The following is a 12331-nucleotide window of genomic DNA, read 5'->3' as shown; positions in this document are numbered from 1 at the left end:
ACTTTTTCACGATTGACCATATCAATCTGATTATCACAATCTACTGCCGCATATCCTTTTTCTTCCAGACAATTGATAATTTTTCTTTTCACCTTTAATGTATTTAACTCCGACTTCTCCTTCATATAAACAGACCGAAAAGTTTGCGCTGTTTTTTTACTTCTGCATTCATTTCAGATTCTACGGTTTCTTTCTTTTCTTCTTTTTCCGTAATTCGATTTTGTCCGCACCCTGTAAAAACAATAAGAACTATCAATATCATCGCAAATATCTTACATATGTAATAATTTCCCATAAAAATTTTTTTATTCTTCAAAATACTCATCCAATACTGTTGCATCTTTTTTAACAACATAACCACTTCCACCGATTCCTTTCACATTCTCAACCATACTGATAAGAAGAATTGGTTTGTCCACGCTTTTATCTGCCGTAAACACCGAAAACCACCCGATTTCTTTGCCAGAAGTATCTTCTTTCGTTGCCTTCAACTCGGCTGTCCCTGTTTTTCCAGCCAGCAAAATATCGTCACGATGTGCAGCATATCCGGTTCCTTCCGGATCATTTACAACACCTTCCACCCCTTGCATAATTTCTTCTACATTTTCTTTGCTAAACGCATTTTCTATCCATGTTTCACCGGATGCTTCTTCTTTGTATTTCAAATACGGTTTTATCATATTCCCTTCATTTAAAAATGAAGTATAAATACTTGCCAGATGTAATGGATTTACAAGAATCTGCCCTTGCCCATAACCACTATCTGCCAATTGTATTTCTGTTTCTATTTTATCTGTATTGGAATATGTTGATTCCTGCATCGCAATCTCAAACGGCATATCCTGATTAAATCCTATTTCATTTAAAGTATTCATAAAATTCTCACTACCAATTTTAAGAGCTGCCTTTGCAAAATAAATATTATCAGAATAGATAATTGCATTTTTCATAATAACCGGTTCATATTCATGAAGTGTTGTCACTTGATAAGATCCCCAAGACGAATCTTTCTGCCATGCCAAACCTTCATTTCCAAAATCTTCTTTTGGATCTATGCTTCCCGTTTTCAACCCAATTCCTGCCACAACTGGTTTAAATGTTGAGCCAGGACACCATACTTGACGAAACCGATTATATAATGGCTTCTTTTCATCTTCATTTAATGATGTCCATTTCTCTGATGATAAGCCCCGTATAAATTCATTATTATCATAAGATGGGGTACTTACCAAAGCCAATACTTCTCCCGTATAAGGATTCATTGCAACAGAACACCCCGGATCTTCTTTAAACTGCTCGTATAATGATTTTTGCAAATCGGAATCTATCGTTAATCTTATATCCATACCATCTTCTTTAAAAATGCTTGCAAGAACCTCTTTTACTTCCCCATCACTATCCAAAATCTTTATATCACAACCATCTTTTCCTTTTAATTGCTTTTCGTATAACTTTTCCACCCCAGATCTTCCGATTACACTTTCAGCTGAATATCCTTCCCCTGGATGATTTTCCAAATCTTCTGCTGTTACAGACTGTACATAACCAATTAAATGAGCTGCTGCTTCCCCTAACTCATAGGTTCTAACTTCCACATCTGATAGCATAACCCCTGGAATTTCCAAAAGTTTATTCTGACAATCCTGCTCCTCAAGTGTCTTTTCTTCTGGCTGTATTTTCATTAAATCTATTTCTTCTACTTTCGGAATAGTTTCAATTGGTACAAAAGAATCTTCTTTTACCCACTTTGCTGTGAGTTTGTTATTTATTGTTTCTACATCTATCTCTAATAACTCCGCTATTTTTTCAATAGATACATTCCTGTCTTCCAGCTTTCCCGGTATAATACCAACTGATGTTGCTACTCCTTTTCCTGCAAGCATTTTACCATCTCGATCTAATATTTTTCCTCTCTCCGCTTTTGATGTAGTAACACTTATTTTATCATCACTCTCTAAATCTGGAAAAATCAGGCTATCCTGCCATACTAATTTATATCCCTGTTTCGTCTTCTTCAGTTCCGCCATATTGTCAAATTGTATTGTTCCGGCAATTGTATTACATGATGTTTCATACGAAAGCGTAACTGTATCTGCTTTTTTCTCTTTCACAGCTATATGACTGATTTTAATGTCACTGACCTCTATTCCTTCGTATATCTTAGAATTTCTTTGTATGTATTCTTCTTTTGTCAGATATACTTTTTCATCTGAATCTATCATAGTATACATTACTTCATATTCCTTTTTTTCAATATGGTTCATATATTCCACAAGTGTGTCTTCTGGTGATTCCGTTATCGTCCTTTTTAATAAAACACCTCCTGAAACGGCAATTACTGTTATAGCTACTATCAGCCCAAAAATCTTACAAATGTAAGATTTTTGGATATTTTGCTTTTTTCGTCTTCTTTTCATAGATATTCCTTTCTTCTAATTTTTTTGTTTCTTAAATCTTACGCTTGTAATATTTGAAAGTCAAGTCTATTTTCAGGAATTGTATACTCCAGATTCACCATTAGACTATCACACTTTTTCTCCTGCCTTTTAATATGCCGGAACACCATATCCATAAATATTACTACTTCCGATACTGTAACTTCGTCTTGCCACTTTATCTCCACTATTGCCTTCAATGGTATTTACAGTTCCACCACTGACGCTCTCTACAATTCCAACATGGTCAATCGTTCCATTATTTCCCCAGTCAAAGAAAATAATATCTCCTGCCACCGGGGTATAACTTCCGTCACGGAACCTACCTTTACTTTCAAACCACCTGACACCGTCCGAACAAAGAGAGAATTTCGGAATGACTCCACTTTGGATATAACCGCTCTGGTCTGCACACCAGGACACAAAGCAGGCGCACCACTCTACCCGGCTTCCAAAACCATACCAACTCCAGTAGGTTGTTCCGCCTTTTCCTTCCTGAGATGCTGCTACCTGAACGATTGCCTGATTACCGATGCCTGTCGGGATTCTTCCAAATGCATAATACTGAAGCACATGCGGTACATACTGCTTGTCCCCATAACTGCTCCACCCCATTCTCTGTGCCATCATATCAGAAAATTCTGCTGCATTTGCAAGGGTATATCCACCTCTGGCTTTCGCCCATTCCAGATATCCATTTCCATAGTTGTAACTTTGCAATGCCAGTTTAATATTTTCCATATCCAGAGGATTTTTTACCCCTGCACGTTCCAGACAGCTTTTTATCTCCTGCACTCCGCAAGAAATCGAATACTCTGGATCAGTGATTCCATTCGGCTGTTTGGGGTATTTTGTATTAAAGCTCCCTTCTGAACACTGCATCGGGTCAAGTCCTCTCCCACCTGATTCCTGCATCATAATGGCTTTGATTAGTTCCACATACTCTCCAATGCCATATTGATTTGCATACTGACGGATTAGTGGTTCGTATGCTTCTACTTCTGCACTAACCGAAGAAACCGTACTGGAATTATCCCCACCTGTCATGCATAGAAATCCACCAAATAAAATGACGATAATCAAAATCATAACCGCAATCCAACCACCTGCAGTCAATGCACTCAGTAATACTTTTGTAGCTTCAATCAACGCTTTTATTGCATGTGTTACCGCTTTTGCTGTCTTTTTCACTGCAATCCTGGTATTCTGTGCAGTCTGCCTTGCTGTCTGCACTGCTTTTTCTGCTTTTTTCATAGAATAATGCATTGCCCGGACAGAAGCATTTGCAGTCTGCTCCGATGTCTTAATGCTGGTCTTTGCCGTCTGTTCTGCAGTCTTGACTGATTTTCCAGATGTCTTGATGGTACCCTTTCCGGTATTCTTTACAACCTGCTCCGATGCTTTCCCGGTCTTAATGGTTCTTTTATCCCGCTCAACAGTCTTGATTTTTTTTACAGCAAGTTTTTTCCCCTGCTCCTGTGCCTTTTCCCCGCCTGAAGGCGGTACTGGTCGGATTTGTTCTTTCGGCTGGTAAACTGTTTCTTCGCCTGCCAAAGAAACAGAAACTTTCTCTTTCTTCCGTTCAATAATCTTTCCTGCCTGTCTGCGTACCTGATGCCCTGTTTCGTGAAAGATGCGGTCAGCATACTCGCTGGCCGCATCTTCTGCATAACCTACCGGATTATTCTCTCTATCACTGGATTTCTCCGTCGATTGCATGACAGTTTCTTTTGTTCTGACATAGGAATGTTTGACATGGTCTGTCACCGTAACCGTCTTATCTAATACTTTAATATCCTTATGGACTTGGCGTGTTTTTATCTTACGATCCATCGCTTTCCTCCATTTGAATCTTTATCTAGCGTTCATGATTAGTTTCTTTTTTATTCACCTGTGACAGTTCCCGGCAGTATTCTGGATACTTTATGCGGATTGCTTCATAAAAATATGGTGCATGACCGCAATCAAACATCTCGTATGGGGTAGACAGACTTTCTTCTCCTTTCTCCACATATCCATTCCACAAGTTAAATGCCAGTCTGGTCAATCGTGCCGAACCACCTGTCTGCCACCCTTCATGCAGTGCTCCCGGTTTAATCAAACGCTCTTTAAAATCAAACATGCGATCAACATGATTTCTGGTATCTTCAGAAATTCCCACACAATAAAAAAATGAACTGTAATAACTGTCGTGCTTTCCGCATTTTGCTAACATCTGATAAAAAAACCTTTCGTGTTCCTTTGATGAAAATCTGATTTCTGACATATTTTTCTCCTTTTCCGGCACTAAAAAAACGCCACAAATTGTGACGATTTCCGGTGCCATTCTCTTAAATTGATTATTGAAGTTACATTCTTCCTCGGTTGATACTGTCCTCTCCCGGCTTTGTGGTCATCAGTTTATACAACCTTGTATTGGTCGGGAATCTATTGACGAACGGTACAAGTGAACTTCCGTATTTCACCAAACCGCAACCGGCATCTGCATTTGTGATATATCCCATTTGCTCAGTGGAGATATTCAGAAGTGTTGCCAACTTTGCTCTGTCCGGCTCTGCCTGATTAAGCATCACGATATACTCACTGTTTGAAATCATCGTACTTGCAAGAACAGAATCTAACAGATATTCCACGTTCTGGGTAATTGCTGTCGGAAATGCATTACGCTTACGAAATCTTCGCCATGCAGAGTTAAAAAATGCTCCGGAATACTCATTTTCAAATACTACATGAAACTCGTCTAAGAAAATATGGGTTCGCTTTCCCTGTTTCCAGTTCTCTGTTACCCGGTTCAGCATTGCATCAGTAATTACCAGAAGTCCCATGGTCTTTAATTGCTTTCCTAAATCCAGAATATCGTATACCATGATACGGTTATTCACATCAACGTTACTTTCATGTGCAAATGCGTCCAGACTTCCATTTGTAAATAATTCTGATACCAGTGCCAAATCCTGTGCTTCCGTTTCTTCCTGTTCTAAGAATTTTTCACGCAACACCCGTAATGTTGGTACCGCTCCGCCATGTTGATACTCCTCATAGACTTCCCCTACACATCGGTCAATAATGGAACGTTCCTTTGCATTGATTCCTTTTTTATCCAACTGTTCAAACAGAGATAAGATAAACTGTGACTTTTCAATCACTTGATCACCACCATCTCCATAACCGTCTACCATATCCATTGCATTGATATGGTCCCGGCTCCCTGCAGCAATCCGAACCACTTCTCCGCCCATTGCTTCAACCAAAGATGCATACTCTCGCTCTGGATCACAAATCAATATATCGTCCTGCGTTGCCAGTGCCAGAAATACAATCTGCATTTTTGCATTAAAGGATTTTCCACTTCCCGGCACACCTAAAAGGAATGAATTTGGATTTAACAGTTTTTCTTTATTACACATAATTAAGTTATGGGAGATTGCATTTTCTCCACAATAGATACCACCTGCGTCCATAATCTCCTGCACCCGGAATGGCATCAACACTGCTACACTCTCCGAAGTCAGTGTGCGGACTGCTGGAATCTTCCGGTGTCCGATGGGTAGTGCTGTATTCAGTCCGTCCATCTGCTGAAATTTCAGAACCGAAAACTGGCATAACTTTTTCCGTCCGATTGTCAGAAGTGTTTCCGTATCTGCGTCAAGCTGTTTTTTCGATTCTGCGGTATGCACCATAGTCAGTATACCGAACATCATACGCTGATCACGTGTGGTCAGATCGTCCATAAACTCTTTACTCTCTTTTCTCTGCTGTTCTAAATCATACGGAATGACAGCAGAAAAGTTATTGTTTGCATTCTGCCGTCTCTGCCAGTTCGTGATATTTGTCTCCACACCAAGCAGACGTTTTTCCACTTCCTGTACTGCTTCATCAGTCGGAACCGGAATCACATCAATGCTCAACATCAGATTTCGATTCATGTCGGTCAGTTCCGCTATCATATCGTCTTTGATGTAAGAAGCATACTCCCTAAGAAAGAGTACCCTTCCATAACGTTCTCCCATGCGGAAATAGTCTTTTTCAAACTCAAAAGTATCCGGGCAGATATAATCTTTAAAGCTGTGCCCTTTTCTCATACTCTCCTGAATATCAAAATGGAAACCAGATTCTTCTCCAGTACGGTAAAAATCATGCAGAATCCGTAACTTATCCTCTCCATTTACCTCTGCACATTTGGAACCCAGTCTTGCAAAATGACTGTTCAGCTCTGTTGTCACTCGTGCAAAATAGGTTCTCGCTTCTTCGATTGTTTTCTTATAGCAGGATACTGTCACGTATTTTTCCTGCACCATACTGTTAGAACTGGTTGCCTTATCTAAAAGCATGTTGTTGTACTCTTTCCGATATAAATCCAGTCCGTCCTCCTGCATCGGAATCAGGATTGCTTTCTCAAAATCTACCTTATTCAAGCGGCGATTATTGATCGTTATTTTTGTTGTTCCACCGCAATCGAAAGAATTTAATAAATCCATATATTCCAGGAACATGGTTTCCTTATCTACTTTGCTTGCCACCGCGTAGTTGATATCTGTAAATTTATAAGTACGTGCAAATTTATTTCTCCCGATTTTAAAAATCCCGTCTGACCAGATAGTCTCGATGGGAATTACCTGCTGTACGCTTCTTGGAATTACAAATTTTTCTTTATCCTGCTTGAAAATATTACTCAGCGTTTTTATCATTCTTCTTGCGTCCCTCCTTCTTCAGACTTTCTTTCTCATATTTTTTTATGACTGGTTCTACCGCATCAAAATAAAGATTTTCTGACCGGAACACCAGTTTTTTCGGCATCAGGATTTCTGATTTTATCCATGCCCAGATAAACTGCTCCGCTGTCATTCCATGGTATTTTACAAACCCGAACACTACACATGGAGCAGCTCCCAATACACAAATCCAACTTACTGTTTCCATGCTCATGTATGGGTGAAGCAAAAAATAAAGCCCAACGGCAATCCCGCAGGCTAATACTGAAAAGATAAACTGTCTCAGGGACAATCCGAAAAAGATTGCCTCTGTGTAATCCCTGATTTCCTTGTTAATTTTTACTTCCAAAACGATACACCTCCAAATCGCACATTTGTTATATTTTTTCTGCTCTGTTATACTTTGGGTAAATGAAAGGGGGACTGACCTATGCCAATCACTGTTATGATTTCACTTGTTGTTACTGTTGCTCTATTTTTAATTTCTCTGCTGTTTCGGATTGCTGCCAGATTAAATCTGACCTTACCGCTGTTATACTTCCTTGCTGTTTCCACGATTCTGAATCCTTGGGCAGCAAGCCATGAGAAACTTGCATTTGCAATCCTCTATCTGCTAACTGCCTTTTCAATTCTCAGTTGGATTTCTGCTCTGCGACGCAAGTGGCAGGAACATCAATACTACAAAGCTATGAAAGATGATATGTCCTTCCAGATTTCTCGTGCCAGACAGAGAGGGATTCCTTTAGATTCTGTTCATTTTGATTCTCAGGGGAATATGCGGTATAACAATAGCAACAACATTGTAGAATAATTTTTAAGGACGCTTTCGGGCGTCCTTTTTACAATCCCATCATTTCCCGCACTACCCGGTCTGACATTTTCACTGCTCCGACCAATACAAGCATATTGAAAATCAATTCTCCGATATAGCTCCACACCATAGTTACTGCTGCTGCGTCAGGATTGACTACTGGCGGTGATGATGCAAATAATGAAAAAATAATGCAGGCAAGCACCACGATTGCTCCCTCCAGACACACTGCTGCATAGGATTTCAAGAAACTTCTTCCGATATTCTGGCTCGGCTCTCCTGCAAAGGAAGATAATGGAATCGGTGCAATGGCAGTATAAAGATACAAGCGAAAAAATCTTCCATATACACTCATAATCATAATGAAGCTCAACACTGTAATAAAGAGTCCACCGATCAGCGTTACCGCCCATAGAGGAATACTTTCAAAAAATCCACAATCTTCTACCGCTTCTATGATTTCGTCCGGTAAAACGGTATCTTCCGTACTTCCAAAACCTGCAGTCTGCATAATCGTACTGGTCACTCCTTGTATGATGTTGAATAACGCCATCATCAGCTCCAGTCCATACGTGACTACGCCTTTTGCAATCGCAAAACGTATAAAAATTTTCAATGCATGTTCCGGTCTTTTTACTTCTGTAAAACTACCACAAGTCTTGACCACTCCGACTACAAAAAACAAAACCAACAAGGCATAGCCGATTGCCTGCAATGCTCCATGAATCTGTACAATCACCCGCCAGATACCGCCACCCTTAAAAGTCTCCGGTGACTGTGTGAGTATCTGCCAGATTTCTGCAAGTTTACTGTTCCAGGTATCCAAAGCATTTTGCAAGTTCTGTACTACCCAGTTATCTGACACGTTCTAAACACCTCCTGTCTTAGCCGGGTCGGTGCGGCTCCTTTCTGGCCTGCACCGTCCCATTTTTTCCTTATTTCTTGTTCTTCTTAACCTGTAATCAGATTCAGGATTTCTTTTGCAAAAGTAATAATGACACCACCTGCTAATGTTAAGAATCCATTGGCTCGCTGACTTGGATCATGGGATTTCAGTGATAAACCAACCTGCACAATTCCAAATCCCAGTAAAATCATTCCGATAGCACGAATCAGTCCAAAGATAAATGTGGACAGATTATTGATTACAGTCAGTGGATCGTCTGCCGCAAATGCGGTACTTGCTCCTGCTGTCATAATCAGTACCATTGCAATATACACTGCAATGGCACGTTTCATTTTTGCTGTCATTGGCAGCTTCTTCGTTGATTTTGTTGTTTCTTTCTTCTCCTGCTTCTTTCGCATATCTAACTTCATTTTTTGATAGCCTCCTATATATTTTTCTTGGATTTACGCATATTTCTGGATAATTTCTTCCAGATCTTCATCGGATAATAATTCATAATCTTCCGCTTCCAGTGAATCATCTGTGAACTCACCTTCCAAGCTGTCTCCCAGTGAAATACTTGCCACTGCCCGGTCAACTGCTCCATGCAGATATGGCTTTCCATTCCCGTCAGTTGTAAGTCCCACATTAGGGTGTTTTAAAATATCGAATTTCTCATCTAAAATTGGTCTTTCTCCACGAATAAAAAGAATCGCATATCGGTTATCCAACATGCGAACTTCATCGGGTGTCATCAGCTCCCGCCCTGTATTCTGATAATTGGTGGAATAGTTCCCGGAATGTCCCGTTGACTTTCCATAGGTGTTCGTGTCAATCGTTGCCTTTCCCAGAAGTTCGCTGACATATTTATGCGTCCCCTGCTCGTTGCCACCTAAATATAAAAATTCATCACAATTTCCCATAATGCTTTCCCACTGCTTCTCAAACAATGCTTTTAACTGCGCCAGATTCTGCAAAATAATACTGACTGACACTTCTCTGGAACGCATCACAGACAGAATCTTATCGAAGTCATCAGGCAGTGAAACATTTGCAAATTCGTCCATGAGGAAATGCACATGAACCGGAAGTCTCCCTCCATATTTATGATCTGCCAGATAGAACAACTGCTGAAATAACTGGGTATACAATATTGACACCAGAAAGTTATAACTGGTGTCGTTGTCCGGGATTAACGCAAATAAAGCCACTTTCCGCTCTCCCAGTGATGGCAGATCTAAATCATCTGTTGCAGTCAGTGCTGCCAGACTGGATAAGTTAAATTTCTCAAGTCTTGCTGCAAGTGTAATCTGAATGGACTTTAATGTCTTTGCACTACCAGAGTGATAATCTTTGTAATACTTCACTGCAATGTGTTCTGGATTTTTCATTTCCAACCGCTCAAATAATTCATCAAGTGGTGACTGATACTGGTCATCGTCTTCTCTGACTTCTCCGGCACGTAACATTTCCATTACCATCGGAAAATTCTGTTCTTCCTCTGGTGCTTCATACCGTAAATAGAAAATCAGTGCCAGCAACAGCATGGAAGCTGCAGTATCCCAAAACGGATCGTTTGACTGACTTCCCTTGGGTGTAGTCGCTTTGAATAGGTTCGTTACCAATCTCTGCACATCGTTATCGTCCTTTAGATATACAAACGGGTTATAGCAATGGCTCTTTTCCATGTCGATCAGATCAAGCACTCTTACCTCATATCCTTTTTCTTCCAGAAGATACCCAGTATCTCTTAGATTTTCTCCTTTTGGATCTAAAACCACAAAAGAAGTATTCGCCTGCATCAGATTCGGCTTTGCAAAAAATCTGGTCTTTCCGGAACCAGAACCGCCAATTACAACCGTCAATACATTTCGCAAATGTTTCCTCATGTTATAACTGATCTGCACATGCATGGTCAGCAACTTATTTTTTGTAAATCGCTTCTCCCTGTATCTGCGATTAATTTTCTTCACATTTCCCCATTTAGCAGAGCCATGTTCTTCACCTCGTCGGTAATGTTTCCTGGTAGAAATATAAATCCCGATTCCCATACCGTAAGACAGCAAAAAAATAAGGACAGTTTTTACACTGTCCCCACATAACCGAATGGAAAACGGATGGTTCATTGCTTCCGAGACTCCATCCAGAATCCCCATAAGACCAGACGAAAGATAAGGTGCGACAAGTAACGCAAACCAGATAACCGGGATAATTCCAATTACCGCCAGCATCAGACTGCTCTGCTTATCATCGTTCTTCATGGCTTCTGCGTCCTCGCTTTTCCTTCTCCGACGGTACTTCGATTTTCTCAATGACTTTCATTAAAACATCATCGACAAGCTCCGTATCTTTTCCCTCTTTCAGCATCTGATTCCGCTTATCCTTTAGGGAATGGAACACTACGCCACTTTCATATTTGTCCAGTTCTAACGTAATCGTATCACTGCTCATTTCGTTTTTCTCCTTTCCCGGATTTTCTTAGCGTTCTTCTTTTTTATGCTGTCCTCTGGATTTCTGGTCCTTCTTTTCAGGCTCTGAATTTTCTTTCTTTGTTTTCTCATTTTCAGGACTGTCTTGTTCTGGTCTTTCAGTCTCTGACTGTCGGTAAGTTGCATTTCGATTCTGATCCAGTACCTTTGCCATTCTTGCAGAAATTGCATTCGCTGCATCTCTGGCTCTGGAAAGTTCCGCCCGCTCTTCCTGAGTCTCCATTTTTTCAAAGAACTCTGGTGCATGTGAAAAATCATATCGACTGGTATCTATTCCATATTTTTTACACAACATATAAGACGCACACGATACATGAAATGCATCTTCATTTTTATCATAGTGCGGATTCCCATCCGCATATCCGGCAAATACCAATTCCGGCACAAGATTCTGAAAGATTTCCTGTGCACTCATCCCTTTTCTTACATAAATACAACCTTCTTCCGGTTTAAAAAATGCTCCTTTTTCATCCGGCATCTGTTCTGGTTCTGCTGCAACAATATTTACCGGAGGGGTACTGACTAACGCCCGGATTAAATCATGTTCTTCATATTCTGACTTTTGAATTGTAGTATCGGACATTGTAGTCTGAGAAATATCATATAGCTTTTTCGCATTATAATAATTTCCAACTGTACCATCTTCACGCTTATATGTTTTTCCCGGCTCTAAAATCAGAACTGGATTCTGTCGTTCCATACGTTTTAAATAAAATCCATGATCTCTCCAGTATCCATAGTCACCTAATTTCTGTGCATCTGGTCTTTGTGCCAGAATCAGAAGTGCATTATTGGTAGTATATCGATCAAAGGTACTCTGTACATCCAGATACTTCTGCAGCATTTTCCCATCCGTTGCCACTTGTGCGGTTACCTGCTCTGACAACTCATAGCAGCGATTCCTGTTATTTCTGCTTTCTGCAATAAATGCCTGTACCTTTTCATCCTGTGGTACAGCCGATGCATTTAATAAAGAATCAAAACTATTATCCATAAAA

General features: G+C 40.2%; 12 protein-coding genes and 1 pseudogene. 1 reads left to right on the top strand and 12 read right to left on the bottom strand.

The features are described from left to right. From PG766_RS17185 to PG766_RS14690, 7 genes and pseudogenes are all read right to left on the bottom strand, one after another. A pseudogene (locus tag PG766_RS17185) lies at nt 1-125 on the bottom strand (DUF6070 family protein); the annotation flags it as partial. Continuing rightward, nucleotides 122-316 (bottom strand): hypothetical protein, encoded by a 195-nt coding sequence (locus PG766_RS14715; protein WP_028087877.1) that lies wholly within the window; start codon nt 314-316, stop codon nt 122-124. The gene PG766_RS14715 and the pseudogene PG766_RS17185, both read right to left, overlap by 4 nt. Then, nucleotides 306-2417, bottom strand: a complete 2112-nt coding sequence (locus PG766_RS14710; RefSeq protein ID WP_270591112.1) for a penicillin-binding transpeptidase domain-containing protein — start codon at nt 2415-2417, stop codon at nt 306-308. Before PG766_RS14710 ends, PG766_RS14715 begins: the two co-directional genes overlap by 11 nt. A 129-nt stretch (nt 2418-2546) precedes the next feature. Then, on the bottom strand, nt 2547-4268 hold the full coding sequence (locus PG766_RS14705; protein ID WP_118199088.1) for a lysozyme family protein: 1722 nt from the start codon (nt 4266-4268) through the stop codon (nt 2547-2549). Nucleotides 4269-4293: 25 nt separating this feature from the next. After that, the gene (locus PG766_RS14700; protein WP_118199111.1) at nt 4294-4701 is read right to left on the bottom strand and encodes a DUF6075 family protein; all 408 of its coding nucleotides are present in this window, start codon (nt 4699-4701) and stop codon (nt 4294-4296) included. Between the two features lie 82 nt (nt 4702-4783). Beyond that, entirely contained in the window at nt 4784-7123 is a 2340-nt protein-coding gene (locus tag PG766_RS14695) for a VirB4-like conjugal transfer ATPase, CD1110 family (protein ID WP_118199087.1), read from the bottom strand. Next, a complete protein-coding gene (locus tag PG766_RS14690) occupies nt 7104-7496 on the bottom strand; it encodes a PrgI family protein (RefSeq protein WP_118199086.1) in 393 nt (130 codons plus the stop codon). Before PG766_RS14690 ends, PG766_RS14695 begins: the two co-directional genes overlap by 20 nt. Before the next feature lie 81 nt (nt 7497-7577). Here PG766_RS14690 and PG766_RS14685 point away from each other — a divergent pair, with 81 nt between their 5' ends. Beyond that, on the top strand, nt 7578-7958 hold the full coding sequence (locus tag PG766_RS14685; RefSeq protein ID WP_118199085.1) for a hypothetical protein: 381 nt from the start codon (nt 7578-7580) through the stop codon (nt 7956-7958). 28 nt (nt 7959-7986) lie between these two features. Here the strand turns inward: PG766_RS14685 and PG766_RS14680 are convergent, their stop codons facing one another. The 5 genes from PG766_RS14680 to PG766_RS14660 all read right to left on the bottom strand — a co-directional run bounded on the left by PG766_RS14680 (nt 7987) and on the right by PG766_RS14660 (nt 12327). Next, nucleotides 7987-8823 carry a hypothetical protein gene (locus PG766_RS14680; protein WP_118199084.1) on the bottom strand — a complete coding sequence of 279 codons (837 nt, stop codon included), beginning with the start codon at nt 8821-8823 and terminating at the stop codon, nt 7987-7989. A gap of 86 nt (nt 8824-8909) precedes the next feature. Then, the gene (locus PG766_RS14675) at nt 8910-9275 is read right to left on the bottom strand and encodes a glutamyl-tRNA amidotransferase (RefSeq protein WP_118199083.1); all 366 of its coding nucleotides are present in this window, start codon (nt 9273-9275) and stop codon (nt 8910-8912) included. 33 nt (nt 9276-9308) lie between these two features. After that, nucleotides 9309-11105 carry a VirD4-like conjugal transfer protein, CD1115 family gene (locus PG766_RS14670; RefSeq protein WP_118199082.1) on the bottom strand — a complete coding sequence of 599 codons (1797 nt, stop codon included), beginning with the start codon at nt 11103-11105 and terminating at the stop codon, nt 9309-9311. Then, nucleotides 11092-11295: a hypothetical protein gene (locus PG766_RS14665; protein ID WP_006426173.1), complete on the bottom strand. Its 204-nt coding sequence runs from the start codon at nt 11293-11295 to the stop codon at nt 11092-11094. The genes PG766_RS14670 and PG766_RS14665 overlap by 14 nt, the downstream gene beginning before the upstream one ends. A gap of 27 nt (nt 11296-11322) precedes the next feature. Beyond that, on the bottom strand, nt 11323-12327 hold the full coding sequence (locus PG766_RS14660) for a hypothetical protein (RefSeq protein WP_118199081.1): 1005 nt from the start codon (nt 12325-12327) through the stop codon (nt 11323-11325). Nucleotides 12328-12331 lie beyond the last annotated feature (4 nt).

It is taken from the genome of Coprococcus sp. LG101-27 (assembly GCF_027695515.1).
GTDB classification, from domain to species: Bacteria; Bacillota; Clostridia; order Lachnospirales; family Lachnospiraceae; genus Allocoprococcus; species Allocoprococcus comes.
This window is presented reverse-complemented; position numbering and strand designations above follow the sequence as displayed.

Excerpts from the sequence above, each read along its gene's own strand:
- PG766_RS14710 (WP_270591112.1), bottom strand. The coding sequence starts at position 2,417 with ATGAAAAGAAGACGAAAAAAGCAAAATATCCAAAAATCTTACATTTGT.
- PG766_RS14705 (WP_118199088.1), bottom strand. The coding sequence starts at position 4,268 with ATGGATCGTAAGATAAAAACACGCCAAGTCCATAAGGATATTAAAGTA.
- PG766_RS14700 (WP_118199111.1), bottom strand. The coding sequence starts at position 4,701 with ATGTCAGAAATCAGATTTTCATCAAAGGAACACGAAAGGTTTTTTTAT.
- PG766_RS14695 (WP_118199087.1), bottom strand. The coding sequence starts at position 7,123 with ATGATAAAAACGCTGAGTAATATTTTCAAGCAGGATAAAGAAAAATTT.
- PG766_RS14685 (WP_118199085.1), top strand. The coding sequence starts at position 7,578 with ATGCCAATCACTGTTATGATTTCACTTGTTGTTACTGTTGCTCTATTT.
- PG766_RS14675 (WP_118199083.1), bottom strand. The coding sequence starts at position 9,275 with ATGAAGTTAGATATGCGAAAGAAGCAGGAGAAGAAAGAAACAACAAAA.
- PG766_RS14670 (WP_118199082.1), bottom strand. The coding sequence starts at position 11,105 with ATGAAGAACGATGATAAGCAGAGCAGTCTGATGCTGGCGGTAATTGGA.
- PG766_RS14665 (WP_006426173.1), bottom strand. The coding sequence starts at position 11,295 with ATGAGCAGTGATACGATTACGTTAGAACTGGACAAATATGAAAGTGGC.
- PG766_RS14660 (WP_118199081.1), bottom strand. The coding sequence starts at position 12,327 with ATGGATAATAGTTTTGATTCTTTATTAAATGCATCGGCTGTACCACAG.